A 26,225-nucleotide genomic window follows, 5' to 3' on the forward strand; every position below is an offset into this window, starting at 1 on the left:
GGGCCGGCGGGGCCGGCGGCCGCCCCGGGGCGCGGCCCCCCGCCCCCCCTGCCCGGGCGGCGCCCCTCCCCCCCCCCCGGGGCGTCGCCCCCCCACGGCCCTTTCGCTGTCCTCCACACCCCGCCGTCTCGCGGTGACGGCTTCGACACGCGCGGGCGGGGCGCCGGTGGGTTTGTGAGCGGTGTCGGGTCTGGCGGCCGTGAGCGAGACACGGTTCGGTCGCGCCGGATCGGCTGCTGTGTGCGGCTGTGAGTCGCTGTGTGTGGAGCTGTGAGCCGCCGTGTGCCGCTGTGAGCCGCTGTGAGCGGTGGGGGCGTTCGCCACGGCTCACAAACCCGGATAGGGGGGTGCAGGACTTCCCGGCCATGGCCATCGACGGCCACGCGTGCCGGGGTCCTGCCCGCCGCCGGGCGAACCCCCAGTTGCGAGTGCTGCGCCAGCTGCGCGCCTCGGGTGCCGCGCCATCGTGATGCGCTGACACCTCATCCCACAGCCGACCCGTAGAGGGAGGACGAGCTCCTCCCGAGCGCGTTCGTAGCTGCGCGACCGCACTCGCTCACCGGGTTCCAGCTCGGCGGCGGCCACATCCGCTGTTTCGAGCATTCGCCCCGCACCGCCCGCCGACATCCCGCGCCCCTCTGGCGCCGGTGCCGGCCCTGCGGTGCGGGGCGGGAGGTGAACCCCAACCATGTCCCGCTTCCTGCGGGCACGTCTGCGTGCCCACAACCCACACACCACCACACTCCAGGCCGCATGCCCCGAGCCCGGTCCGAACGCGACCGCCGAGGCGAGTATCCCGGTGCGTGCCGTCGGCCGCCGGAGGCGGCGGATCGCCGCCCGGGTGCTGACCGTCTCAGCGGTCGCTGCCGCGCTGCTGGCGGTCCCGACGGTCGCGTCCGCCGATCCCGGCGCCCCGGTCGTCGTGGCGGCGAACGCGCTGCCCGTCGTCATCGCCAACCTGCAGACGTGGATCATGGGGATTCTCGCCGCGGTGGCGACCCTGTTCCTCGTCCTCGCCGGGGTGTACTGGGCGACCGCCGGCGGCGATCCCGCCCAGGTCGACAAGGCCAAAGGAGCGTTGAAGAACGCCCTGGTCGGCTACGGCCTCGCGGTCCTGGCCCCGATCCTGCTGCAGGTCGTCCAGGGCATCGTCGGGGGCTGAGACGATCATGGGCTGGCTCCTGGACAACATCCTTACCTGGTTCGCCGAGAAGATCCTGGCCTGTTTCGACGGATTGATCGGCGTGATCACCAACGCGCTGCTGATCACCCCGGACGTCACGGCGTTGCCGCAGGTGCAGGCCCTGACCGGCCGGTCGGTCCTCGTCGTCGACCTCGTCTTCGTGCTGTTCTTCGTCGCTGCCGGCGCGCTCACCATGAGCGCCGGCGGCGACGACCGCTCCCGCTATACCGCCAAGGACCTCATCCCGCGATGCATCGTCGGGTTCGTCGCCGCGCACTTCAGCCAGCTGTGGTGCGCCAAGATGATCGAACTCGCCAACGCGCTGGCCGCCGCCCTCACCCGGGACGACCTCGGCGGCGACGGCGAGCTCCGCCCGGCCGCGGTCACCGCGATCAAGACCCACATCCTCGCGGCCCGGGACCAGACGGTCGGCGTCCTGTTCTGCGTCTGCGCCGTGATCATCCTGATCCTGCTCGGCTCCACCGCGATGAGCATGATCACCCGGTTCGCGGTCGTCCTCGTCCTCACCGCGATCGCACCGATCGCGCTGGCCTGCCACGCGCTGCCACAGACCGACCCGGTCGCCCGGATGTGGTGGCGCGCCTACGGCGGCACCCTGGCCGTGCCGGTCGTGCAGGGCTTCACCCTCTACGCCGGGCAATGGATGCTCACCGATCAGAGCAACCTGCTGTTCGCGCTCGGGCCGATTCCCGGCAACAGCGGCGGCGTCACGAACCTCTTCGTCATCATGGTCCTGCTCTGGACCACGGTGAAGGTCCCCGGCCTGATGCGCCGCCTCGTATCCCAGGGCGGCGGCAAGCAACCCAACTTCCTCGGCGCCGTCATCCGCGTCGTGGTGGTCCAGCAGCTGTCCCGGGCCGTGCCCGGCCTGGGCCGGATGACCCGGGCGGTGGCCCGGTGAACCGCCGGGACGAGGACGCCGTCCGCGCCCGGATGCCCGCCGACGTCGACGCCCCGGACAAGGTCGTCTACGGGCTGACGTTCCGGCAGCTGGCGATCCTCGCCGTCGCGGCGGTCATCGGCTACGGCGCCTGGAACGCCCTGCACACCCTCCTGCCGGTCCCAATCCTCATCGGCGCGTTCGTCGTGCTCGGCGGTCTGGTCTTCGGCCTGGCCGTCGGCCGCCGCGATGGGTTGTCCCTGGACGTGTGGCTGCTTGCCGGGCTGCGGCACTCCCGCAGCCCGCGGGCGCTGTCCACGACTGACACCACGGCCAAGGTTCCGGACTGGGTGCAGGCGCCGGCGTCGAAGGTGATGCTGCCGGCGCCGCTACGGCTGCCCGCCGACGCCATCGGTGATGACGGACAGATCAGCCTCACCGACCGCACCGGCGGCACGAAGGCCGCGATGGTCGCCGCGACCAGCGTCAACCTGGCCCTGCGCACCGCGGACGAGCAGGCCGCCCTGATCGACACGTTCGGGCGGTGGCTCAACTCGCTGTCCACGGCGACGCAGATCGTGGTGTCCGCGCAGCCGGTCGACCTGGCCTCCGCCGCCCGCACCCTGGCCCGCGTAGCGGACCGGCTCCCGGACCCGGCCCTCGCCACGGCGTGCGCCGACCACGCCCAGTTCCTCGCCGACCTCGCCGAACGGCGTGACCCGCTGCGCCGGCAGGTCCTCATCGTCACCCGCGCCGGCGCTGGGGAACGCGGCGAGCACGCCGCCCGCCGCCGCGCCGACGACACCGTCCGAGCCCTGTCCGGGCTCGGCGTCACCACCCGCGCCCTGGACGGCCCGGCCGTCACCGCCGCCCTCGCCGCCGCTGCCGACCCGTACCGGCCGTCCCGGCCAGGCGGGCTCGCCGCCCCCGACGCGGTCATCACCGCCGCGGCGCCGAAGCAGGCACCGCCCCGAACCCGCAGGAAGCCACCGTCATGACATTGCTTGCTCGTCGTACGGCACCGGCCGCCGCCCCGCCGACCGCGGGACTGGCGGCGGCCGTCGCCCCGGCCTCGGTCGAGGTCACCCCACGGATGCTGCGTGTCGGGGACGGCTACGCCGCCACCCTCGTCGTCACCGGTTACCCCGCCGAAGTCGGCCCCGCCTGGCTCGAGCCGCTGCTGTCCTGGCCGGGCCGCCTCGACCTCGCCCTGCACATCGACCCGCTGCCCGCGCCGATCGCGGCGAAACGACTGCGCACCCAACGGGCCCGGTTCGAGTCGTCCCGCCGCGCTGATGCGGAGCGGGGAAAACTCGCCGACCCCTACGTGGAGGCCGCGGCCGACGACGCCGCCGACCTCGCCGAACGTCTCGCCCGCGGCGCCGCCAAGCTGTTCCGGGTCGGGTTGTATCTGACCGTGCACGCCCGAACCGAGGCGGAGCTCCTCGACGCGTGCGCGCAGGTGAAGGCCGCCGCCGCGTCGACGCTGATCGAGGTGCAGCCGGCGACGTGGCGGCATCTACCCGGCTGGACTACCACCCTGCCACTGGCCACCGACAGCCTGCAGATGCTGCGGACCATGGACACCGCCGCGCTCGCTGCGGCGTTCCCCCTCGCATCCGCGGATCTGCCGGCGCCGCTGCCCGGCGACCCGGCCACCACCGGTGGTGTCCTCTATGGCATCAACCCCGACAGCTCGGGGATCGTGTGGTGGGACCGGTGGGCGCAGGAGAACCACAACTCGGTGGTCCTGGCCCGTTCCGGCGCCGGGAAGTCGTACTTCGTCAAGCTCGACGTGCTGCGCAACCTGTATCAGGGCGTGCAGGTGTCGATCGTCGACCCGGAGGACGAGTACCTGCGGCTCGCCGACGCCGTCGGCGGCACCGTGGTCCGGCTCGGCCAACCCGGCGTGAAGATCAACCCCCTGGACCTGCCGGTCGGTGACACGCGTCCCGACGTCCTGACCCGCCGCGGCCTGTTCCTGCACACCCTCATCGCCGTCCTGCTCGGTCACCAGCCACCACCGACCGAACGCGCCGCCCTGGACCGCGCCATCCTCACCACCTACCGCACCGCCGGGATCACTGCAGACCCGGCCACCCACCAGCGGCGCGCCCCGCAGCTGGCCGACCTCGCCACCGCGCTCCGCGGCGACGACGACCCGGCCGCCACGCAACTCGCCGCCAGGCTCGCCCCGTGGGTCGACGGGTCGTTCGCCGACCTGTTCAACGGCCCGACCACCACCCGCCCGGACGGGCACCTGGTGGTGTGGTCGCTGCGGCACCTGCCCGACGAACTGCGCACCGTCGGCACGCTCCTCGCCCTCGACGCGATCTGGCGCAGCGTCGACGCCCCCGGCAACCGCCGGCTCGCGGTGCGGCGCCTCGTCGTGGTCGACGAGGCGTGGCTGCTCATGCGCGACGGTGAAGGCGCCCGGTTCCTGGCCGTCATGTCCAAGGCCAGCCGGAAACGCAACGCCGGCCTCACCGTCATCACCCAGGACGTCGCCGACGTCCTCGGCACCGACCTCGGCATGGCCGTCGTGTCCAACGCCGCCACCCAGATCCTGCTCAAACAGGCACCGCAGGCGATCGACGCCGTCGGTGACGCGTTCGGGCTGACCGTCGGGGAACGGCGGATGCTGCTCGCCGCCCGGACCGGCCACGGCCTGCTGATCTCGGGCACCAACCGCACCGGGTTCGAGTCGATCGCCTCACCCAGCGAGCACCTGCTCGCCACGACGAAACCGGCGGACCTGCTCGACCTCGACGATGACCTCGACGACGAAGAGGCCGCGTTGTGAGCCCGCCGCAGCCCGGCGGGACCGCTGTGTGGATCCTTGCCGGTCCCAGCCATCCGCCGCCGTCGTCCCCGATGTCCGCGCTGTCACCGGCGCCCAGCCCCTCCGGGCCGGGCGCCGGTCTCATTTCCCCACCCTTCAGCCCACCGTCCAGCCCGGTCGTGGCACGGCTCCTCGACGCCGTGCACTGGGCCGCGGACCGACCGTGGCTGCTCGCCGTCGTCGCCGCCGGGCTCGTGGCATGGGTCGCCGGCCGGAACCTCCTCGACGGGTGGCGGCACACCCACCACGCCGCCGACGCGCGGCTGGTCACGATCGCGCCGCCGCCGGGGGTCGACGAACACGCCGCGGCGGCGCTGTGGGCCAACCTGCACGGCACCCTGACCCCGTCCCGCAGGCGCCGCCTGCTGTACGGGGCGCCGCACGTGGTGTGGCAGTACACGTGGACCGGCCGGCAGCTGCTCATCTCCGTGTGGGTCCCCGGCACCGTGCCCCGCGGCGCGGTCGAGGCCGCGATCCGCGCCGCCTGGCCCAGCGCCGCCGTCCACACCGACGACAACCCCCCACCCCCGATCCCGCCCGGCGCCGCCCCGGCGGTCGGCGGGCACCTGCTGCCCCAGGCCGCGGAGTGGCTGCCGTTCAACACCGACTTCGACGCCGACCCGCTCCGCGCGCTCACGGCTGCCGGCGCGCAACTCCGCCCTGGCGAGCACGCCTGCGTGCAGATCCTCACAAGGCCCGCACCCCCGCGGCGCGCAGCCCGGGCGCGGCGGGCGGCCGGGCGGCTGCGCGACGGCAAGACCGCCGTGCCGGTCATCAACCCCGCCGCCCCCATCCTGTGGCTCCTGGAAGCGTTCCAGACCGGCAGCTCCGCACGGGGCAGCACAGCTGGGCAGGCGCAACGCCGCGACCCGCAGGTCGAACGGGACGTGCGGGCCATCCTCGACAAGATCGCACAGCCGCTGTGGACCGCCGGCATCCGCTATGCCCTCGCCACCACCGACACCCGGCCCGGCGCCAACCCGGTCGGCCGGCTGCGCGGGATCGCCGACGCCGTCGCCTCCAGCTTCGCCGTCTACGCCGCCCGCAACCGCCTCGGCCACTGCGCCCGCATGCCGCAGTCCGTCGCGGTCCTCGCCGGCCGGCGGCTCGGTCGCGGGTTCCTGCTCGCCGGAGACGAACTCGCCGTCCTCGCCGCACTGCCACGGGACCTCGCGGTGCCCGGACTTGACCGAGCGCGAGCGAAGTCGATGCCCGCACCGGTCGCGGTCCCAGCCGGCGGCCGCGGGGTGAAGGTCCTCGGCGACGCCGAGGTCGGCGGACACGGCGTCGGCCTGTCCGTCACCGACGCCCGCTACCACCTGCACGTCGTAGGGTCCACCGGCTCCGGCAAAACCACCCTGCTGGTCAACCTGGCCGTCGACGAGATCAAGGCCGGACGAGGCACCATCGTCATCGACCCGCACGGCGACATGATCACCGACATCCTCGACCGGCTCCCCGCAGACGTCGCCGACCGGCTCGGTGACCGCCTCGTCATCTACGACCCCGACCAGCCGAACCCGCCCTGCCTCAACCCTCTCGAAGGCGCCGACCCCGACCTCGTCGTGGACAACATCGTGTCCATCTTCGCCAACATCTTCGCCAAGGCGTGGGGACCGCGGATGGACGACGTCATGCGCGTGGCCTGCCTGACCCTGCTCCGGCACGCGAACGTGACCCTGCAGCACATCCCGCCGCTGCTCAACAGCGCCCAGTTCCGCTCGGCGATGACCGTCGACCTCGACGACCCGGCCGGCCTCGCCGGGTTCTGGCAGTGGTACGACGAGCTCAACCCGGCCCTGCGCTCCCAGGTCATCGGACCCGTCCTCGCCCGGCTCCGCGCGTTCCTGCTGCGGGACTTCGTGAAGAAGACCATGCGGTTCCCGAAGTCCAGCTTCGACATGGGCAAGGTCCTCGACGGCGGCGCGCTGCTCGTCCGCATCCCCAAAGGACAGCTCGGCGAAGATACCACCCGGCTGCTCGGCTCCCTGGTGCTGGCGCAGGTGTGGCAGGCCGCGACCGCCCGCGCGACCGTCGCCCCGGACAAACGCCGCGACGCCACGCTGATCATCGACGAGGCGCAGAACTTTCTGACCCTGGCGAATTCGCTCGATTCGATGCTTGCCGAAGCCCGCAAGTACCGGCTATCCCTTGTCCTGGCCCACCAGGATCTTGCCCAGTTCCCGAAGGACCTCCTCGCTGCGGCGTCGTCCAACGCGAGGAACAAGATCTACTTCACGGTCGCGCCCGAGGACGCCCGCGTCCTCGGCCGGCACACGCTGCCCGAGCTCGACGAGCACGACCTGTCCCACCTCGACGCGTACACCGCCGCCGCCCGCCTCGTCGTCAACGGCCGCCAGACCCCGGCGTTCACCATGCGCACCCGGCCCCCGAAGCCGGTGGTGGGGGAGGCCAACGCGATCCGGCAGGCCGCCGCCGCGGCCATCCCGGAACAGGACACCAGCGCCATCGACACCCTCGTCGAGCGGCTGTCACAGCCGAAACAACCCAACGGCAACGGTGGCAACGGCGGCGACAGTGGTGGCGACGGGCGGCGTGGACGGCCGAAGCAACCCAGAACCTGACCTCGACCCAGTAGGCCATCGGCCTTGCGGCCCCAACGATTTCCGCTCCCAGAGGGGCGTCGTGGAGGTGCTCGTCGACCCCGTCGTGGTGTCCGACGCTCACCTGTCCCGCCGCGACACTCGCCGACCTGCCTGACCTGCGCTGTCAGTGCAGCACGTGCGCCTGACAGCGCCCGCACCGCCCCGTCTCGCCCGCCAGACACCCCTCGGAAACGAGGGATCTCTTCCTGCCCAGGAGTACCAGCACCCATGTCATCCACTGACCCGAATATTGCTCAAGTCGATCCAGGTCCCTCTGCCTCTCCCCGTAGTTCATCCAGCCGTTCCTCTCGCTTTCCTTCTGCCTCTCAGTCCCCTGCTTCTGGTCTACCTGTCCTCGGTGATCTCGGTCCGGCCGTACCTGGTCCCGTGTCCTCCACGCGCTCCACTCCCGACCCGTCCGACCCGTCCGACCCGTCCACCCCGCCGGTCGCGATCATGTCCGCTGCCGCGGCGTCCGGCGCTCGTATCGTGCGGGCAGATCCTCTGGCGGTGTTCCGTCGCATCGTGCCCCGCGACCGGGCCCTCCTCGCCCTGCTGGCGGAGCACTACCTGCTGTCCACGCCGCAGATCGCGGCGGTGTTCTTCGCCAATCGGCGCACCGCGCAACGACGCCTCACGACCCTGCACCGCCTCGACGTGGTGCACCGCTTCGCCTACCCCAATCCCGAGAACACGGCCGTGCCCTACCTGTACACGCTCGGCCCGGTCGGTCTGCAGCTGTATCCGGACGCCTACGACGATCCCGACGGCCGGCACGCCCGGGCACCACGTACGTCCCTCGAGCGTGCGCGGCGGATCGCGGCCAGCGCGAGCGCGGCCCATCTGATCGGCGTCAACCAGTTCTTCGTCGACCTGCTCGCCGCCACCCGGCACAGCGAGGCGTCCAACGGGCCAGACGCGGCGGGCGCGCGGCTGCTGCGCTGGTGGTCCGAGCAGCACGCCACCGACGTGTACGCCCAGTCCGGCATCCGCCCGGACGGGCACGGCATCTGGCACGCCCACGACCGAACCGTCGGGTTCTTCCTCGAACACGACCGCGGCACCGAAGACCTCCCTCGCGTGGTGGCGAAGCTGCGCGCCTACGCTCGACTGGCCGAGTTCGGGCCCCGCTACCCGGTCCTGCTGTGGCTGCCCACCCTCGAGCGGCAGACGAACATCCTGCGGCTCCTCACCGGGGTCCGCCTGCCGATGCCGGTCGCCACCGCCGTGCACGGCCCGGACCCGTCCGGAAGGGTGTGGACCCTCACCACCGACCTGCCCGCCAACCCGGGCCGCCGCTGGCAGCTGCACGAACTGCCGTCGGATCACGGGCCCCGCTCCGGCACCAACCCCGGCCACTACGAGCACTGACCCGCGCACGGCACACCCCAGGCACCTGCATGCCTCGGCAACCGGCCGCAGACCGCGCCGACCGCTCACAGCACAGGTCAACGCCGTGCAGAACAGCCACCGACGCGCTGTCACCGTCGGCGACTGTCACACCACAAGATCATTTGTGAGCGTGGTGTCGTCTCACAGCGACACCACGCACGACGCGGCCCGTCCGCTCACAACCGCTCACAGTGCAGGTCACCCGCTACATCGCCTGCTAAGTCACCCGGTAAACCGGTCTGGGCGCTGTGAGTGCGGGCCGCTACCGTTCACGGCACTACACAAACCCCACATACATTTCTCCACCCGGTTCGGTCCCACCTGAGGGACAACCCGCCGCACCACCCGGTGCCCGCCACCCACCCGCCCTCACCGGCCGGTCGGTACCCGCACCGCGCGGCGACCCCAGGTCGCACCAGACCACCGCAAGTCTCAGCACCACCAGCACCACCACGGCGCCGCACGCAAGCGCTACCAATCCCAACCTTCCGTCCGCACCGACCCACGAACCCGGTGGGCCGGTCACTGCTGCGCGCCCTCAAGCGCCCACACCCAAGGAGGACCCCCTCATGGCCAAGAACCGCACCAACCGAGTCATCAACCAGACCACCCGCTCGAACCCGAGCACCAGCACCAGCCCGGCCACGAGCACCAGCTCCACCAGCACCACGCAGGCCACCAACGCCAGCTCCAACGGCGCCACGCCGGCCCGCAAAGCCGAGCTGGTCCCGACGGTCACCACCATGATCGTCTGTGTTCCGGCGGAACTGCCCGCTGAGGCACTGGTCAGCCGTCAGCTCGACAAGCACTTCGGTGTCTGCGGCACCCTTGCCCCCCGCTTCTGGGCCACGCCCAGCATCTGGGTATGGCAGCGCAGCCAGCTGGTCGACCCCCGCAAGGGTCAGCCCGTCTACTGCGCCGGAGGCCCCGCCCGGCTGCTCGACCTGGCCGGTATGCGCCACGCCGCAGCTGTCGGCGCCGGTGTGCGCTACCAGGTGTGGTCCCGCGTCGTGCAGGGCACCCGCCCCGCCATGCCGTGGCCGCAGCTGCTGCTGCAGCACATCGCCGACCCGGCGAAGCTGTCCCTTGAGGATGCGATCGTCCGGTACAACGACCAGCCCCGCGTCATCGCGATGCGGATGCACAACGCCGTCACCTACGGCGCCGGCCGTCTGAACCTCCGCGAGCTGGAGATGTTCCAGGCCGGTCCGATGGCCTACCAGCACTACAGCGCCAGCACGGCGCTGACCGCTGACACGCTCATCACCGCTGACGGCACCCGGCTGGCACCGGCCAGCGACGCGTTCGCCCACCGGGTGACCTACCTCGAGCAGGCCAACCGCTACCTCGCCGACCTCGACGAGGACCAGCGGCTGCTCGCCGTCGCCCTCTAACCCACCAACCGCACCACGGACCCGGCCGGGCCAGCCCTCGCAACCAGCATCCCTGTACCCGGGGGACGCAACGCGTGTGCTGCCCGACCGGCTCCACCACGACCCAGCGGCCAAGCCCGGCCGCCCGCAGCTCGCAGGCGCTCGCCGCACGTTGCGCGGTCCACCCCAACGTGCCGCCCAGCCCAGCCCAGCGCTGCGCGACGCCGCGCGCCCGCCTTCACCACTCGACCGGCGAACACCCACCCACGGAGGGAACCCTGTCCATGCCCGAACTGATCTTCCCGCTCGACGAGGTGCTCGTCCTCGCCGAGCACGCCGCCGCGGCACCGTCCAGCGCCCCACCGGCCTCCGGCGAGATCCACGGACCGGCGCTGCTGCTGGCCGCCTCCGACGGCATCTACCTGCTGTCCAACGGTCTGCCGCAGCTCAACGCCGCACCGGGCGAGCCGCACGCCTACGGCATCCGCGCCGTCTACGCCGACGACTACGGACCAGACACCACACCGGCCAATCGCGACACGATGACCGGTGTGTCCGGCGAAACGCTGACCGGACTGCCGATCCCAGAACCGCTCCTGCGCCGGCTCCGTGCCATGGCCACCACGCATGACCTGTTCACCCTCACCCTCGCCGCCGACCACGTCGTGCTCGGCGTTGCCCGCCGCCACCCCGGCGGCACACCCGGTGAGACAGCGCCGCCCAGCGGCGCTTGAACCCGAGCACGCAACCCCGCCTGGCGCCCCGGGCCGGGGCGCACCTGTACGCCCGGCCGGCGATCGGCCGCCCTTTGCCCCTTTGCCCACCAACCCGTTTCCCGAGCCGTTGACGAAGGAGAAGCCCGTGCCCTCTCGACTGTGGTTCCGTCTCGACGACGTCGTCCCGCTCGCCGAGCACGCGATGGCCTGCACCGCCCACGCACGCACCGAGGCCCAGACCCGCGCCGCAGCCCCGCTGCGCCCCGCGCTGACCTGGACCGGCACCGCCACTCTGGACATCCTGCAGTCCAACGGCGTGCCCGCCTGGTACGGCCACAACGGCACCGTCCACGCGGCCGAAGCCCACACCTGGCGACACACCGCCACCGGCCGCTACGGCACCGTCAACATCGACGGCTACCACCACGCCTACATGCCTCTCGCCGGTGGGGACGGTCCCGGACCGCGACCCATCGACAGCATCCGCGAGGCCCGCGAGACCGGCCGGCACTGGATGTGGGTCGACATCGATCCCGCAGACACGCATCACATCGACTGGACCCGGATCGGATTCACCGCGTCCCGCGACGAGCACGTTCCGGCCGACACCAGATGGCTGCCGGCGCACGTCACCTGTGACGCCGTCGCCGGCGCCGTCTACCGGGCACAGATCCCGGACGGCTACACCACCGACGCCGGCCACCTCCTGCCCCGCTTCGACTGCGGCACCGTCGTGCAGATCGTCGCCGACCTCGACGCCGTCCAGGCCAATCCGGACCGCACCAGCGACGTGATGGCCGGTGAGTACCCGTGGCTGTACCTGTACGGCGACGGGCGCGGCAACGCGCTGCAGATCAGCAAAGCGACCGACGACGGCACCGCCACCACGATCCGCGAGGTCGACCTGGTCGTCCCTGACGCTGACGGCTGCTACAGCGTCGGCGCGTACGGCTGGCCCTGGCGCCTGGCCTCGTAGGCCCACCTCCGCGGCCGTCATCCATGCGGCGACGCCCGCCGCCGAGGCGGACCGACCGCCCTGAACGGCCTTCCACCACCCGTGCAGCGCGCGATGCCCGCTCCTGAGCAGCGCGCCTGAGCGACAGCACGACCCCCTGGCCGATGCCCGGCCACCGCGCAGCCGCACCTGTTCCGGGCACGGCCGCTCGACCTGGGTGTGACCCGACCGCGGTCCGGCCATGGTCCGGCCACCCGCGCACGCCTCCCGGGCCGGCCCTCCGCCGTGCCCGTCCCATCACTCGCCGGAAGAGCAGTCATGACCACACAAGATCAACCCGCGCACCAGCCACCCGACGGTGACCGGCCGCTCGAACCCGGTGACATCGTCACCGTGCACTGCGACCACGACCCGCACCAAGACACCCCGCCGGATCAGGCATTCGTCGTCATCGACGGATTTTGGCAGGACCGGATCGCCATTGCGGCCCTCGGAGGCGACGGGCTCGAGTGGCGCAACCAGCCCCGCGAATGGCTCCGGCTGGAGTCGCCGGCCCACCTGCGCCAGGCCCGCCACGGCGACGGCCACGTCATCTACGTCGTCGACTGACCGCCGCTCGGCGCAGCGCCACACCACGTCGCGCCTGGGCGCCGGTCATCACGGTCGATCGACCCGGCGATTCGCTACGCAGCCGCAGCCGTCGCTCAGGCGGTGAACGACTGCCCAAGCCACCTCGCACCCACTGAAGTCGAATGGCGCGACGCCGGCCGCTGAGCCGCGCGCCCGACCCCGCACGACCCCTGGCCGATGCCCGGCCACTGCGCACCCGCGCACCTTGTTCCGGGCACGGCCGTACGGCCGTGCCCGGATTCCGTTCCCGGCCCTCTCCGGGCCGCTACCGAAAGGAATCCGCACATGGCCACCATCAGCACCACCGCGTCCGACACGCCGTCGAACGGGCCGGTCACCGGCCTGCAGGCGCCGACTTTCGCCGGCCGGTTCCGGCGGCCGGTCACCGAGGCCGACATCGTCCTGGCCGCCCGGGTCCGGGCCGGGGACCGCGACGCCTTCGCCGCCCTATACCGGTCGACGGTGCAGCGGGTGACGGCGTTCGTCGCCGCCCGCGTCTACCGCCGCGACCTCGACCTGGTCGACGACCTCGTGCAGGAGGCGTACTGCCTCGCTCTGACCGAGCCGTACCGCGTCGACCCGGACCTGATCGGCTCGATGTACCAGCTCGCCGCCCGCGCGATGACCAACCACAGCTGGTCCCAGCGGCGCTACCTGCGCGCGGCCCACACGCTCTACACCGACCGCACCACCGCTGCCGCGAACGAGCCGGAGACAGGCCCGGTCGACCGGCGCACCATCGCCGCCATCACCCGCAGCACCACCCACAGCGGCGGGTTCGCCCACGCCCTGGCCCAGCTCGCCCCGGACCAGCGCCGCGCCGTGCAACTGCGCTTCCTCGACGGGCACACCCGCCCCGAGGCCGCCGCCCGCATGGGCCGCACCGTCGGCGCGGTCCGCTGGCTGGAGCACCGCGCCCTGCGCAGCCTGCACGCCCTGTGCACCACCGCGGCCGGCCCGGCCTGACCGGGCTTGGGAAGGGACATGGCTAGATATCAGGTGCGCGGTCCGCATGGCACCACCCGCGACTACGCGCGCTGGACGGTTGTCGATACGGCCGACCGCGACATCGTCGTCCACACGACCCGTACCAAGGCTGATGCCGTTGCGGCGGCCCGCGAGCTGAACCAACAGGCATAGCAATGCGTCCACCGCGTCCGAGGTGCGCCGCACAGCCAGAGCTGCGCACCGCCACGGCCGGACCGGCCTGCGCCGGGTCCGGTCTGGGACCAACCAACGTCATACCCCGCATGCCCCGCCACCGATCCCTTGGTGGCGGGGCACTTTCCGTATCCACACACCCGGCCGGCGCCCGGTCCCAGCCGGTGACGTGACCCTGCCGAGAGGAGCACGACTGTGCAACCGCCCGACCTTCCTGCCGGAGCGCAGCTGCTGAGCGTCGACGAGGTGGTCGACGCGCTCGTCACCGGCGACCACGCCGACACCGCCACGGGAACCGTCGCCCTGGACGCCGCTCTGATCGACGCGCTGCGGGCCGGTCTGTTGGTGGCGTGCCGGCTCTCCGACGGACGGATCGCCTTCGCCCCGACCAGCAACAAGCAGGCCGAGTAACAGGTCGCCGCCCTGAGGCGACCTGCGCTGACCACATCTCGGCGCGGACTTGCTTGTCCGCGCCGGTCAAGCGTCCATCAAGACGCGTCCACACCCGCAAACCCCTGCCATGCAGGAGAAAGCAGGCTGACATGCCCAAGCGCACCAACACCGGCCCCGACCACACCACCGGCCCCGCCGCCGGGATCGTCGACGTGCCGCCGCTGGACGAGAAGTCCCAGCAGATCCTCGCCGCCCTCACCGAGTTCGGCGAGGTCACCGCGGCCGCCCTGGCCACCCACCTCGGGATCGGCTACTCCACCACCACCCCGAAGCTGCGCAAGCTCAACGACCACGATTTGGCCGAGCCCACCAAGGCCGCAAACGGTCGGACCGTGTGGCGGCTCACCGACGCAGGCCGCGCCCACCCCGCAGCCACCAGCAGCAACAACGGCACCGCCGACCACGCTCCGGCGAGCAACGACACCGCCGCCGACGGCGCCGCCGGCACCTCGGCGCAGGACGCAGCCGCGATCACGGAGCCGGCACACGACACGGACCTCCGCACCGAGCAGGACGTGATCACGACGGCATCAAGCGCAGCAGACGCCGCCGCCGCAACCCCGGCCGTCGACGAACCGGCTGCAGAAGCCGACATCAACGGCGGTGTCGGCGCCGGTGCCACCGCAGACGAGGCCGACACGATGCGCGCCGACGACCTCACGGCAGCCACGGCCCGCGACCACACCGGCAGCGGCACCGACAGCGGCACCGACGACGGCGACGACACCGCGAACGCCGCCTGCGAAACGCCGGTCGCCGACAGCGACGACGGCGCCCGCAACGGCGACGACGGCGAGGAACCGGCAGGCGAGAACGGCGACACCGACACGGCCGAGCGGACGCTGAGCGAGGCAACGGACCAGGCAACCGACGAGGCAACCGACGAGGCAACCGACGAGGACGCCGCCGACGGCATCGGACCGGCTCCGACGAGCGGGGACGACGTGCCGACCCCCGTCGACGATGCCGCCGCCCCGGTCGCTGCGCAGACGGGTGACACCTCGACGGGCAAGGTCCGGCGGCCCAGCGGCAGCCTGGACAAGGCGGTGCTGGCGATCCTGCAGGCGCGACCCGATCTGGTGTACAAGGTCAGCGAACTGTGCAAGCTGATCGACAAGGCGGAGGAGGGCACCGGGATGTCCCCGGCCAGCCCCGGCGCGGTCGTGCTCGTCTGCCAGCGCCTCGTCGGCCGGCACCAGGCGATCCTGGCGGTCGAAAAACCGGCCAGCTTCCAGCTCATGCCCGGCGCCGCCGACCCGACCGCGCCGACCGCGCAGCCGGACACCGCCGGGACTTCGACCGACACAGAGTCCGACACCAGGTCCGACACCAGGTCCGACACCGAGTCCGAGACCCGACCTGGGGCCGCGGACGCGGTGACCGCCGGCTGAGCCGGCAACCCCTCGGTTCTCCTCAGTGCCCGAGGGCGGGCGTCGGAAGTTTCGCGCCTACCACGCCCGCCCTCGGCGCTCCCCGCGAACGAAGGAGCGTTACCAGTGTCCCCTCTCACCGCACTGTCCGCCGCCGCAGCCGCCGGCGTGCTCGCCGGGCTGCTGCTCGCCGCGGTGCCGCTGTGGCGGCTGCGCCGCGCGCTGCGCACCGCACGACACCAGGCCCACCACGACGACACCACCGGCCTGCCCAACCGGCGGGCGTTCATCGCCGCCGTCGACGACGCCCAACGCAGCGGCCAGGCGTTCGGGCTGGTCCTGCTCGACCTCGACAAGTTCAAGCAGGTCAACGACGTGCACGGCCACGACGCCGGCAATGAGCTGCTCACCGCAGTCGGACACCGGCTCGCCGGCCAACCCGACCCGGTCCGGCTGGCCGCGCGGCTCTCCGGCGACGAGTTCGCGCTGCTGGTCCGCGGCGACGCGGACGCGACCTACCGTGCCGCGCAACTGGCGGCGACGGCCACCGCCGCCACACCGATCGCCCTCCAGGCGGAGGTCACCGTGGCCGTCGCCGCGAGCGTCGGCTACACGACCAACCGGCCCGGCGTGAGCACCCGCGACCTGCTCGGCGAGGCAGACACGGCGATGTACCGCGCCAAACGCGGAGCCGGACCCGTCTGCCGCTACGAGCCGGTCACCGCGGCCACCGAACCGCACGGCCGCTGCCGCGACCGCCGCTGACCCGCGAGCTCATCCCACGCCACGTCCCCACCTCACGTTCCGAACCAACGTCCCGATCCGGGCCGCCGCCGAAACCTCCACGGTCGTGGAGCCGGCGGCGGCCCGCCCGTACGAAGGAGCCCGTCCGACATGACCTCCCTCTACTTCGACCTGCCCGCCGCGCTGCGGCTGGCCGAACACGCCGCCGCCTACCTCGTCATCGACGTGCCCAACGAAGACACCTTCACCCTTCGGCTGTCGCGCACCGGTCCCCAGTAGCCGAACCTTCGCCAGCCGCCCGGCACCGTAGCCCACCTGGAGCATCATGCTGACGCCCGACACCATCCGCGCGCTCACCAGTTGGCTGGTCACCGCCGCCGATCCCTCCTCATTCGCCGCACCTGGTACCCCCGCAGTGCCGCCCAGCGCCGCAGCACCGCCCGACAGCATCGCGGCGAGCTACTCCTCGGGCGGCATCACCGACATCGACGATGTCGAGCCGCCCTACACGCTGCTGGTCCTGCACGACGGCGACGCGGTTGACGCGCCGCCCGGCACCCGCTGCCTCGCCACGGTCGCGGTCGCGATCCATCCGGTGATCGTCGGCAGCTACCGCCGCGGCCTGATCGACCTGCTGCCCGACCTCGCCGCAGCCCTCGCGCCGTCCGGTCACGGCGCAGCGCTGCGGCCGAACGGGCTGTCCGCGCTCGTCCGGCGCCGCGCCGCCGAGGCGCTCACCGGCGTGTTCACCCCTCCACAGGCGGGCATGCGGTTGCTGGCCTGCGCCATCGCCTACGACGATGTCCACACCGGCACCGGCACAGGCACCGGCCCGAGCACGGGCACGGGCGGCAGCGAGCCGATCCTGATGGTGCGACGCATCGACGCTGTCGACGTCGACGGCCGGGTGTACCAAGCGGTCCGCCTGCCGGGCGCGCACGCGACCGTCCTGGTCGACGACGAACCCGACCCGCTGGACACCCCGGCCACCTACGCCGGCCTCGCCGCCCTGCTCGCCGCCGCCGTCGCGCACACCACCGCGACACCCGCCACCGGCGGCTGACTTTCCCCGCGCAGCAACGGCGCCGACCAACTGCTGCACCGGCGCACAGCGGCGGCCCGTGCTGTGACCGCGAGTACGACTTGACCCTCGTCGAGGGGCAAGCGTCGATCTGTGAGTCGCCGCCCAGAACACGTTCGTCCCAACGCGTCCGGTCCGCGAGGACCGGACCGCGATCCAGCACGAAGCGCCGAAATCCCGAACGACCGTCCGACTTCGACCTGCCGCACCACCGGCGACACGCAGCCCGAAAGCCCGCTGCCGGTGGCGTGATGCCGCCGGCCCAACCCGGTCCGGAGGCATCCGTTGTCCTTCCACCACGTCAGCACCCTCACCGACTACGCCCGCACCGCCGTCGACCTGCGCATCCGCATGACCGAAGCCGCCGGCGGCACGGTCGACCGCGCCTACCTGCAGGAGCTGTTCGCGGACCGCTTCGCCTCCGCCGACGCCCCCGGCAGTGACGACCCGCAGGCCGCGGTCGCCTCGGTCGTCGACGCCGTCGCCCGCAGCGCCAAGGCCGCCTGGAGCGTCGGGGAAAGCTTCGTCCTCGCCCCGGCGATGACCGCGATCGTCGCCGCCGCAGGCGAAGCCCTCGACCTCACCGGCGACCTGCTCACGGCCGAATCCGCCCCGTGCGACCACGGGGTGCTGTTCCTGCCCGAAGCGATCTACCACCGCCGCCCGACCGGCGTGGTGGCAGCGATCGGGGCGATCACCTGGGCGTCGTTGAGCACCGTCAGCGGCGACCGGTTCTGGCTCATCTGCTCCTACAGCCCCGTCGATGACCCCGACGACCCGGCCGCCGCAGCAGTGCGCCGCGACCTCGCCCGTAACCAGCAGGTCCGTACCGGCCTGGGCCCGTACCTGCTCAACGACATCGCCCAACTGCCGGTCGCTCGGCCGGTTCCGGCCCCGCCGGACACCGCCCCCGTCGACGAGCACGACCTGGACTGGCAGAGCACCCCGGAAGGCCGGTACGTCATCACCGACGACGGGCGCCGCACCGACGTCGTCGCGTCCGTGCTGTACGCGTTCTGGCGCATCCAGGCCCAGCCGATCACCGTCGCACCGAAGACCCCCGCCGACCGACCCGCCCGTCGCCGCGCACAACGCGCCTCGATCGTGCACGAGACGCGGGTGGTGATGCTGCGCCGCACCAGCCCCACCGTCGACGCCGGTGACGGCGAGGCGAAGTGGCACTACCGCGTGCGGTTCTTCGTCCGCGGCCACTGGCGGCGCCTGATCGACAAGCAAGGCCAGCCGTACCGCGTGTGGGTCCAGACCCACATCAAAGGCCCCGACGGCGCGCCGCTGCTGCTCGGCGAGAAGGTCGCCGTCCTCGCCCGCTGACCCCGGCAGCGGCGGCCGGACAGACCATCCAGAACCAGTTCCCGCACCAGCGCCACGGACCGGCACACCGCCGGTCCGTGGCACAGCCATGCCCGCAACCAACCACGGCGTCGCCACCCGACGGCGCCCACACCACATCGAAGGAGACACCCATGACCAGCGGTGACCGGCCCGACGGACACACCGAACCGGACCAGCCCGACACCACCGACAGCAGCGACACCGCCGGCGCGATCGGCGCCGCCGTCGACATGCTCACCTACCCCATCTCGCCGGACTACGTGAAGTCGTGGTCGCCGGTCCGCGCGCTGTGCGAACTCATCGCCAACGCCCTCGACGAAGACCGCGACGCCACCATCGGATGGGCCGACGGGGTCCTCACCATCACCGACCAGGGCCCGGGCATCCCGGAGGAGGGCATGATCCTGGGCCACTCCACCAAGTCGGCGCAGCAGATCGGCCAGTTCGGTGAGGGTAAGAAACTCGCGTGCCTCGTGATGGCCCGCAGCCCCGAGATCGGCGCGGTGCGCTGCGAGACCGTCGGCTACGGGTTCGTCCCGACCGTCGAGCGGAAGCGGCTGCTCGAGGGGCTGATCCCGTCGCTGTCCGGGCAGGGCGCGGAGGTCCTCGTCTACCACCTGCACCGCAACGACCGCGCCCGCGGCACCGTCTTCACCGTCGAATGCCCGCAGGAGTTGGCGGACGAGGCGGTCGGACGGTTCCGGGCGCTGAGCGAACCCGGCTACCGGCCACCCGCGGCGCCGGGCGCCGTGGTGCTCACCGGCACGCCGGGCCGGGTGTGGATCGGCGGTGTCCTCGTGTCCACCATGCCGGGCCTGCTCGCCTCCTACGACCTGCCATTGGACGACAAAGGTCTGCAGAACAGGGACAGGACCGTCATCGAAGCCGGCGCGCTGCGCGACGCGGTCCAAGCCATCCTGGGCGCCAGCGAGGATGAGGCGGTGGTCGACCGGTTCGCCACCCACGCCCTCGCCGGCGGGAAACTCCGCGAACCCGAGCAGTTCGTCGCCAGAGTCGAAGCCGCCCGGCCCCGCGCCGCATGGCGGACGTGGGGACGGACACACCTGCCGGCCAACGCGTTCTACGCCAGCGCCCGCCAGGAGGAGGCGGTACTGGACCTGCAGGACATGGACTACACCCGCGTGACGGCCAGCGGCCTGCCGGCCTACCAGGAACACGTCCTCATGACGCTGCTCGGCGTCGAGGTCGCCCGGGTACGGCAGCAGCGGCACTACGAACGCAACCACGACAAGACCACCTGGGTCCCGGACCGGGACCTCAACCCGACCGAACGCGACCTGCTCACCGCCGGCAAGGCACTGGTCTGCCGGCTGATCGGGCCGTTCGCCCTGGACCGGGTTCGTGTCTACAGCGACAGCGAGGAGTCCCCGTGCGCGGACGGGTTCTACACCCCGCGCAACGGGGACGTCGCGGTCCACCGTGACGTCCTCACCGACCGGGACCGGACCCTGGCGGTGCTGTTCCACGAGGCGGCGCACCGGGTCCGGCACCGCGGAGGCGGCCGGTGGATTCCCAGCCAGGACTACAGCGACCGCAGCCGCGGCTTCGAGCACATGCTCACCGAGTTCGGCGGGCTGCTGCTCGCCCTCCTGGCCGACATCGCCGACGGCGGCAACCTGCCGACGCCGACACTGCCACTGCCGGCGCCAGCCACCCGGCGGGTGCGGCTGAACGCGGCGGATGACCCGGCGGTGCCGGTCACCCGGCGGGAGTTGGCGCACCTGCTCATCGACCGGCTCCCGCACGCACTGACGGCCGGCGGGTTCCGCGACGAGCGTGACCTGGTCGCCTCCACCGCGGTCCGCACCGTGTACTGGAACCTGCTCATCCGACCGAAAACGGCCGGGTTCCGCCGCGCCCAGGGCGTCAGCACCGCCTGGGACTACGAGAAGGTCGCGCTGCTGGCCGAGGCGGTCGGCGTCCACCCGCCGGTGGTGTGGCTGGCGTCCAACCTGTGCGAAGGGCCGCTGCACGGCCGCCGCCGCGACCAGTGGGGCCAGCCCGGCCGGTGGGTGAAGCAGGTCCGTGACCACGTCGACCGCGCCTGCGCCGACCTGCAGGCCCTCGGCGGTGCCTACGCCGCGCAGATCCCCGCGCTGCAGTCCCTCGCCGCCGGCACGACACCCGCCCCGACGGGCGACGACAGCTGGCAGGCACCCGCCCGCGAGCTGATCGCCCTGGAACGGCAGCGTCTGCACCTCGACCGCGACGAGCAGATCGACTGACCGTCCCCAGCCAGGTTCCGCACCACCGCACGACAACTGTGCGGCCCAGGCGTCGACCGTCACGGCCGAAGCCGCCGCGGCACCAGCGCCCGTAGGACCGGGCCACCGCACGGCCTGCGATCCCGAGTTTCACCTCTCACCTGTGCCGCGGATCTGCGCGCCGGGTGCTCCGCCGTGTCCCCGCGCCGGCTCGCCCGGCGCGGGGCGCCCGATCCCAACCCGATTCCCGGCCGAACCACGGCCGGCCATGCACATGGAGGAACTGATGCAGTACGAACCCGGCCAGCGCGTCGCGCTGGTCCACACCAACGACCCGCACACCGAGCTGCGCCCCGGCGACGAGGGCACCGTCCACCGCTACGACGCCGGCCAGCGCCGCGTCGACGTCACCTGGGACAGCGGCTCCACCCTGTCCATGCTGCTCGACAGCGGCGACGTCATCACCCCGATCCTGGCCGGTCCTTGGGACGCTGCCAGCCCTGCGAACGCCGTCAGCCCGACGGAACGGGTCGGCCCCGCCGGTGGCGTCGCTTGGGCGGAGCTGCTCGACGCCCTGCGGATCGTCGGCGCCACCGACGGGACCACCGCCGCCGAATGGTGGCTGCAGGACGCGATCGGCGGACGCGCCGGCGGCGACACCGCAGCGACGGCCAGGCGCATCCTCAAGGGGATCGACGACGAGGACCCCGCCGTCCTCGACACCCTTCCCTCTCCCGTACAGGACTGGGCCAGCGGCATCACCGTACCGCGGCCCGCGACGGTGTCCGCCGCCGTCGGTTCCGATCACGCGGCGTCGCTGCTCACCGGTGAGCAGTGGCAGCAGGCCGAGGACGCCTACCACGACGGCTACACCAGTTCGGTCACCGACACCATCGCCGCCGCGTGCCGGCGCCGGCTGCACCCGACCGGCGACGACCGGGACCTGTCCCACCTGCACCCGGACCACGTCACCTTCGGCAGCGTCGGGGTGTTCTCCGGCGACTGGAACGACGCCGGCGTCATGGCGGCCCACCCGCTGACCGCCGGCTACGTCGGCACCCTCATCGACCGGTGGAACGGCTGGGCGGTGTTCACCTGCACGAAGCCGGTGGCGGAGGCGATCGTCGCCGACCAGCAGCAGGTCCGCGACGCCTACCGCGCCGAACTCGCGGCGGCCGGGGTGCCGGAGGCGGACCTGGACCGGCAGACCGACGAGGCGTACACGCGGCTGTGGTGGGACGGCGACGTCATCGTCGCGGACTCCACCACCCGCCACGACGACCCGAGTGCGTTCGAACGGATCGAACCGGACGAGCAGGGCCGGTACGTGGTGATGGGCTGGTCGTGGACGTGGGAGGCCGTGGACCCGTACGACTGTGCCCGCATCGTCGGGGACCTGCCCGGCCCGGACTCGAGCCAGGAGTGGCGGCTGCTCACCCACGCCCCCTACACCCGGGTCGGACCGCAGCCGTACACGATCGGCGGCCTCGTCTGGTCGGGCGCCGGTGCAGGGTTCGCCGGGCAGTTGCGCTACGCCGGCGAACCGGTGGCCGAGGTCGTCGACGTCTGCGGGCCTGCTCCGGCCGAGTCACCGGCGCAGCTGTCCAAGCTGACCAGCCGGTTCGACGCCGAGGACTGGCACGCGTACGTGGCGGCGGCGCGCCGCGGCGACCAGCCGATGACCGAGGCCGCGGTCCTCGACGCCCTTGCGGAGGACACGCTGCTCGGCGCCGACGTCGCCGACGCTGTCGCCAACGGAGGCGGTCTAGCCAGGCTCCTCGACGACACCGGCACGATCTGTGACCTCGAGCGAGTCTTCCCGACGCCGGCCACGGCGGACGAGTTCCACGCCGTGCAGGACCGGCTGCGGGCGTCTCGCCGCGACCCGCGCGGGGTGGCCTGGCAGTACTGGAACGGCCGGTCGTGGCAGCACCTGACCAATGCCGCAGACACCGACCAGCCGCCCTCCGGCGGCACCGCCACCACCTGATCAGCGGGCCGCAGGCCCGCCCACCGATCTCCGGCGGCCAGCCGGACCGATGCCCGACGAACGCGCCACCGCCTCGGCGGCGGCGCGGTCGTCGCCATGCCCACGCGACCCCTTTCCGACCGTCACGTTCCGATCCACGGAGGACCCGTCATGTCAGCCCACGGCCGCAGTGACACCCGAACGCCCGCGTCGTACCGCACGACCCGCCCGGCCACCTACCGCACCACCAACCCGGCCTGGGAAGCCGGCACGGCGGCGGGCCCGTCCGTGCACAGCACCGCCGGCCGGTTCGGCGCACCGCCGCGCGTCGTCGCGCCGAACCCGGACCTTGTCCCCGCACGGCACGATCACGGCGCCGTTGCTTGGGCCGGCCGCCCGCTGTCAGCCGAGCCGCGCCGGACGGTGCGGGCGCAGTACATCGACAGCGACTGCCTGATCGGGGTGCGCGACCCGGACCGGCCTGGCCTGCTGCAGGCCCGCAGCGTCGACGCCGGCGGGCACCCGCGCGTCATGCTGCCCGTCCTGCGCCGGCTCTGGACCGCCGCCGGCCGCGACACCGTCCGCCTCGCCGCGCGACTGCTCGCCCACGACTGGCACTACCTCGACCCGGGCATCCCCGCCATCTCGGCCGCTGCGTCGGCGTCGCCGACCGCCGCCGGGGCCGCCGCAGGCGGTGATCAGCCCGGCGTCCACGGACGGCGGGTCATCGCCGGTGTCGGGATCACCCACACCCCGTTCGGCCCCGACACCACGGACACCACGGACAGCTCGGCCGGCGGCGACCCGGTGATGGTCGTGCCGCTGGCGCATCTCGGTCTGCTCGACGCGGCGTGGCTGTACCTGCTCGACCCGGCCGGTGACAGCGTCGCCGTCCACACCGGCGACGGCGGCCTCGTTGGCCAGCACCTCCTCGACACCTGAACCGCCAACCGCGACCCGACGCCGCACCGCGCGGCGCTCAGCACCGGCTGGATCGCCAACCCCGGCAATCCCATCGCGCTGGGCGCCGCGCTCGCCTTCCCGTGCCATCACCGAAAGGGCAACCCTGATGCACCGCCGAGTTCGTAACCCCCACGTCCATCTCCCCGTCGGCTCGCACTGCGGTGCACCGGCCGCCGTCCACGTCACCGGCCCCAGCCAGCCGCGAGCCCGCGGGCGCGTCGCCTGCCGATCCCGTGCGCGGATGCGCACCGGCGGACCACCGGCCACCTCGGGGCCGTCATGACCGGCCGCGTGCTCGCGTTCGCCGCCGTGCTCGTCTGCGGGATCGTGCTCGCCTGCGCTGGGCTGGCCGGTGTGGTGTTCACCGGCGGTAGCGCCTCGGCGAACTGCGCCCCGGTGCAGCCAGCGAGCCAAGCCGCCGGCCAGCCGCCACCGTCCGCGCCGAGCGGGCCGTTCCCGGCGGTCGGACAGTGGGATAGCGCGCAGGTCGGCAACGCCGCCACCGTCATCTCCGTCGGCGTGCAGCGGCAACTCCCGGCCCGCGCCTGGGTGATCGCCATCGCCACGGCCATGCAGGAATCGAGCCTGCGCAACCTGTCCGGCGGGGACCGGGACTCGGTCGGGCTGTTCCAGCAACGTCCCTCGCAAGGCTGGGGCACCGTCGAACAGCTCATGGATCCGGTCTACGCGGCCGGGAAGTTCTACGACAAGCTCGTCACGATCCCCAACTGGCAGACCCTGCCGCTGACCGAGGCCGCCCAGGCAGTGCAGATCAGCGCCCTGCCCGACGCGTACGCACGGTGGGAACCCGACGCGGTCACCATCGTGCAGACCCTCACCGGGCTCACCGGGGGCCTTGCCGCCTGCGGCATCACCATCAGCGCGGAAGGCTGGACCCAGCCGGTCAAGGCCAAACCCGGCTCCGGGTTCCGCACCGCGGACCGGCCGACGCACGACGGTGTCGACCTCATGGCCAACCGCGGCACCCCGATCCACGCCGCGTCCGCCGGCACCGTCAGCCGGGTGCGGTGCAACGCCACCGACATACGCATCGGGCAGCCATGGGGCTGCGACCGCGACGGCGACCCCGACCTCACCCGCGGCTGCGGCTGGTACGTCGACATTGAGCACCCCGGCGGCGTGGTCACCCGGTACTGCCACATGCTCACCCACCCGATGGTCACCGAAGGTCAACCGGTCGCCATCGGCCAGGTCATCGGCGTCGTCGGCACCTCCGGGCACTCGTCCGGACCGCACCTGCACTACGAGGTCCATCTGACGACTGACGGTAGCCACGACCACAGCTCCGCCAGCGCCAAGGACCCGGTGTGGTGGCAAGCCGCTGTCGGCGCCCCACTCGGCCCTGAGCCGACCACATCCCCTTGACCCGCAAGTACTTCCGCGCCAATCGGCCGGAGTGACTTGATCCCACGCGGGACGGCGAGCGTCGATCGACACGGTCGGCGCCGCCCGCCTGCCGTTCACCCACTGTAGTCGCCGGTCGGGGTGCTGCGGCATCCGCGAACCGGCAGAACAGGAGTACCCGTTGACGATCCACCACACCGACGGCGCCCGAACCAAACCTCACACCGAACGTCGGACCGGGCGTCCGCCGACGTTGCGCCACGCCGTCACCGCCATCCTGACCCGGTTGGAAGACCAGCTCGCCCCGAACGGTTGGGACCAGCCGCCGGCGCTGCTCGGGGTCTTCCACCGTCCGCGGCTGCAGCAGGCCCGGCCCGGTGCATCCGCCATCCTGCGTCCCTGCGCTGTGGACGTGCCGATGGGCCGGATGGTTGAGGTCGACACCACCCTGGTCACGGCGCAGACCTGGGGCCGGCCAGGCCCCGCCGCACCTGCCATCAACCTGCACCCGCTCGACGTGCTGCTCGGTCTGCCCGACGAGCTCACCGCACCCGCCATGCGGCCCTGGCTGCGCGAATGGCTGCACCGCGACGGCCGCCGACTGGTCGGGTTCGGGCTGTGTTTCGAGGGCTGGCAGCGCGGGATCCGGCCCGGCGACCGCCACGGCGACCTCACCGCTGGCCTCGCCGCCGACCCGCCAGTGCAACGCACCGAGGTCCGCGTCATCGCCGCCCTGGACAGCCACGGCCACACCTGGGAACTCATCCGCCGCCGCGGCGCCATCGCCCCCGAGATCAACACCGGCGATCGCACCGGCCGGCGCATCGCCGCCAACGGTGTCCTGACCGCCCTGCACCGCCTCAACCAGCTCGCCGAGGGCCACTGACCCCGGCCCGGGCCAAGACACCCACCACAACCCAGGCCGCCGGGGCTTCCGGCGGTC

Annotated in this window: 23 protein-coding genes; all 23 read left to right on the forward strand. The window is 72.7% G+C overall.

Annotated features, from left to right (window positions below; all coding sequences use genetic code 11):
- Positions 1 to 688: 688 nt before the first annotated feature.
- Positions 689 to 1,162, forward strand: a complete 474-nt coding sequence (locus AB0K00_RS21430; RefSeq protein ID WP_363523178.1) for a pilin — start codon at positions 689 to 691, stop codon at positions 1,160 to 1,162.
- A gap of 7 nt (positions 1,163 to 1,169) precedes the next feature.
- A complete protein-coding gene (locus AB0K00_RS21435) occupies positions 1,170 to 2,105 on the forward strand; it encodes a hypothetical protein (RefSeq protein WP_363523180.1) in 936 nt (311 codons plus the stop codon).
- A gap of 32 nt (positions 2,106 to 2,137) precedes the next feature.
- Positions 2,138 to 3,082 (forward strand): PrgI family protein, encoded by a 945-nt coding sequence (locus AB0K00_RS21440; RefSeq protein WP_363523384.1) that lies wholly within the window; start codon positions 2,138 to 2,140, stop codon positions 3,080 to 3,082.
- Positions 3,079 to 4,887 carry a DUF87 domain-containing protein gene (locus tag AB0K00_RS21445; protein WP_363523181.1) on the forward strand — a complete coding sequence of 603 codons (1,809 nt, stop codon included), beginning with the start codon at positions 3,079 to 3,081 and terminating at the stop codon, positions 4,885 to 4,887. The genes AB0K00_RS21440 and AB0K00_RS21445 overlap by 4 nt, the downstream gene beginning before the upstream one ends.
- Positions 4,888 to 4,958: 71 nt before the next feature.
- Positions 4,959 to 7,511 carry a DUF87 domain-containing protein gene (locus AB0K00_RS21450; protein WP_363523182.1) on the forward strand — a complete coding sequence of 851 codons (2,553 nt, stop codon included), beginning with the start codon at positions 4,959 to 4,961 and terminating at the stop codon, positions 7,509 to 7,511.
- Between the two features lie 408 nt (positions 7,512 to 7,919).
- Positions 7,920 to 8,903, forward strand: coding sequence for a replication-relaxation family protein (locus tag AB0K00_RS21455; RefSeq protein WP_363523184.1), 984 nt, complete (start codon positions 7,920 to 7,922; stop codon positions 8,901 to 8,903).
- 590 nt (positions 8,904 to 9,493) lie between these two features.
- Positions 9,494 to 10,318: a hypothetical protein gene (locus AB0K00_RS21460; protein WP_363523186.1), complete on the forward strand. Its 825-nt coding sequence runs from the start codon at positions 9,494 to 9,496 to the stop codon at positions 10,316 to 10,318.
- Between the two features lie 263 nt (positions 10,319 to 10,581).
- On the forward strand, positions 10,582 to 11,031 hold the full coding sequence (locus AB0K00_RS21465) for a hypothetical protein (protein WP_363523188.1): 450 nt from the start codon (positions 10,582 to 10,584) through the stop codon (positions 11,029 to 11,031).
- A gap of 127 nt (positions 11,032 to 11,158) precedes the next feature.
- Positions 11,159 to 11,989, forward strand: a complete 831-nt coding sequence (locus AB0K00_RS21470) for a hypothetical protein (protein ID WP_363523189.1) — start codon at positions 11,159 to 11,161, stop codon at positions 11,987 to 11,989.
- A gap of 297 nt (positions 11,990 to 12,286) precedes the next feature.
- The gene (locus AB0K00_RS21475; RefSeq protein ID WP_363523191.1) at positions 12,287 to 12,577 is read left to right on the forward strand and encodes a hypothetical protein; all 291 of its coding nucleotides are present in this window, start codon (positions 12,287 to 12,289) and stop codon (positions 12,575 to 12,577) included.
- Between the two features lie 306 nt (positions 12,578 to 12,883).
- Entirely contained in the window at positions 12,884 to 13,564 is a 681-nt protein-coding gene (locus tag AB0K00_RS21480; protein ID WP_363523193.1) for an RNA polymerase sigma factor, read from the forward strand.
- 18 nt (positions 13,565 to 13,582) lie between these two features.
- Positions 13,583 to 13,738, forward strand: coding sequence for a hypothetical protein (locus AB0K00_RS21485; RefSeq protein WP_363523194.1), 156 nt, complete (start codon positions 13,583 to 13,585; stop codon positions 13,736 to 13,738).
- A gap of 216 nt (positions 13,739 to 13,954) precedes the next feature.
- Entirely contained in the window at positions 13,955 to 14,170 is a 216-nt protein-coding gene (locus tag AB0K00_RS21490; protein WP_363523196.1) for a hypothetical protein, read from the forward strand.
- A 131-nt stretch (positions 14,171 to 14,301) separates the two neighbouring features.
- Positions 14,302 to 15,603, forward strand: coding sequence for a hypothetical protein (locus AB0K00_RS21495; protein WP_363523198.1), 1,302 nt, complete (start codon positions 14,302 to 14,304; stop codon positions 15,601 to 15,603).
- A 105-nt stretch (positions 15,604 to 15,708) separates the two neighbouring features.
- Positions 15,709 to 16,347, forward strand: coding sequence for a GGDEF domain-containing protein (locus tag AB0K00_RS21500; RefSeq protein WP_363523200.1), 639 nt, complete (start codon positions 15,709 to 15,711; stop codon positions 16,345 to 16,347).
- 129 nt (positions 16,348 to 16,476) lie between these two features.
- Entirely contained in the window at positions 16,477 to 16,605 is a 129-nt protein-coding gene (locus AB0K00_RS21505; protein ID WP_363523202.1) for a hypothetical protein, read from the forward strand.
- A gap of 46 nt (positions 16,606 to 16,651) precedes the next feature.
- Complete coding sequence (locus tag AB0K00_RS21510) at positions 16,652 to 17,389, forward strand: hypothetical protein (RefSeq protein WP_363523204.1); 738 nt, start codon at positions 16,652 to 16,654, stop codon at positions 17,387 to 17,389.
- Positions 17,390 to 17,692: 303 nt separating this feature from the next.
- Positions 17,693 to 18,739 (forward strand): hypothetical protein, encoded by a 1,047-nt coding sequence (locus AB0K00_RS21515; RefSeq protein ID WP_363523206.1) that lies wholly within the window; start codon positions 17,693 to 17,695, stop codon positions 18,737 to 18,739.
- Positions 18,740 to 18,891: 152 nt separating this feature from the next.
- Positions 18,892 to 21,006 carry a hypothetical protein gene (locus tag AB0K00_RS21520; RefSeq protein WP_363523208.1) on the forward strand — a complete coding sequence of 705 codons (2,115 nt, stop codon included), beginning with the start codon at positions 18,892 to 18,894 and terminating at the stop codon, positions 21,004 to 21,006.
- A 265-nt stretch (positions 21,007 to 21,271) separates the two neighbouring features.
- On the forward strand, positions 21,272 to 22,975 hold the full coding sequence (locus tag AB0K00_RS21525) for a DUF4314 domain-containing protein (RefSeq protein WP_363523210.1): 1,704 nt from the start codon (positions 21,272 to 21,274) through the stop codon (positions 22,973 to 22,975).
- Positions 22,976 to 23,125: 150 nt separating this feature from the next.
- Positions 23,126 to 23,896 (forward strand): hypothetical protein, encoded by a 771-nt coding sequence (locus tag AB0K00_RS21530; protein ID WP_363523212.1) that lies wholly within the window; start codon positions 23,126 to 23,128, stop codon positions 23,894 to 23,896.
- A 300-nt stretch (positions 23,897 to 24,196) separates the two neighbouring features.
- Complete coding sequence (locus AB0K00_RS21535; RefSeq protein WP_363523214.1) at positions 24,197 to 25,303, forward strand: M23 family metallopeptidase; 1,107 nt, start codon at positions 24,197 to 24,199, stop codon at positions 25,301 to 25,303.
- Between the two features lie 265 nt (positions 25,304 to 25,568).
- Positions 25,569 to 26,168: a hypothetical protein gene (locus AB0K00_RS21540; RefSeq protein ID WP_363523216.1), complete on the forward strand. Its 600-nt coding sequence runs from the start codon at positions 25,569 to 25,571 to the stop codon at positions 26,166 to 26,168.
- Positions 26,169 to 26,225 lie beyond the last annotated feature (57 nt).

It is taken from the genome of Dactylosporangium sp. NPDC049525 (assembly GCF_040676755.1).
GTDB lineage: Bacteria > Actinomycetota > Actinomycetes > Mycobacteriales > Micromonosporaceae > Dactylosporangium.

Bases quoted from the DNA above. Each gene is read 5' to 3' on its own strand.
- AB0K00_RS21535 (WP_363523214.1), top strand. From the start codon at position 24,197: ATGACCGGCCGCGTGCTCGCGTTCGCCGCCGTGCTCGTCTGCGGGATC.
- AB0K00_RS21495 (WP_363523198.1), top strand. From the start codon at position 14,302: ATGCCCAAGCGCACCAACACCGGCCCCGACCACACCACCGGCCCCGCC.
- AB0K00_RS21475 (WP_363523191.1), top strand. From the start codon at position 12,287: ATGACCACACAAGATCAACCCGCGCACCAGCCACCCGACGGTGACCGG.
- AB0K00_RS21505 (WP_363523202.1), top strand. From the start codon at position 16,477: ATGACCTCCCTCTACTTCGACCTGCCCGCCGCGCTGCGGCTGGCCGAA.
- AB0K00_RS21510 (WP_363523204.1), top strand. From the start codon at position 16,652: ATGCTGACGCCCGACACCATCCGCGCGCTCACCAGTTGGCTGGTCACC.
- AB0K00_RS21460 (WP_363523186.1), top strand. From the start codon at position 9,494: ATGGCCAAGAACCGCACCAACCGAGTCATCAACCAGACCACCCGCTCG.
- AB0K00_RS21520 (WP_363523208.1), top strand. From the start codon at position 18,892: ATGACCAGCGGTGACCGGCCCGACGGACACACCGAACCGGACCAGCCC.
- AB0K00_RS21480 (WP_363523193.1), top strand. From the start codon at position 12,884: ATGGCCACCATCAGCACCACCGCGTCCGACACGCCGTCGAACGGGCCG.
- AB0K00_RS21440 (WP_363523384.1), top strand. From the start codon at position 2,138: ATGCCCGCCGACGTCGACGCCCCGGACAAGGTCGTCTACGGGCTGACG.
- AB0K00_RS21450 (WP_363523182.1), top strand. From the start codon at position 4,959: ATGTCCGCGCTGTCACCGGCGCCCAGCCCCTCCGGGCCGGGCGCCGGT.
- AB0K00_RS21445 (WP_363523181.1), top strand. From the start codon at position 3,079: ATGACATTGCTTGCTCGTCGTACGGCACCGGCCGCCGCCCCGCCGACC.
- AB0K00_RS21465 (WP_363523188.1), top strand. From the start codon at position 10,582: ATGCCCGAACTGATCTTCCCGCTCGACGAGGTGCTCGTCCTCGCCGAG.
- AB0K00_RS21485 (WP_363523194.1), top strand. From the start codon at position 13,583: ATGGCTAGATATCAGGTGCGCGGTCCGCATGGCACCACCCGCGACTAC.
- AB0K00_RS21435 (WP_363523180.1), top strand. From the start codon at position 1,170: ATGGGCTGGCTCCTGGACAACATCCTTACCTGGTTCGCCGAGAAGATC.
- AB0K00_RS21525 (WP_363523210.1), top strand. From the start codon at position 21,272: ATGCAGTACGAACCCGGCCAGCGCGTCGCGCTGGTCCACACCAACGAC.
- AB0K00_RS21530 (WP_363523212.1), top strand. From the start codon at position 23,126: ATGTCAGCCCACGGCCGCAGTGACACCCGAACGCCCGCGTCGTACCGC.
- AB0K00_RS21430 (WP_363523178.1), top strand. From the start codon at position 689: ATGTCCCGCTTCCTGCGGGCACGTCTGCGTGCCCACAACCCACACACC.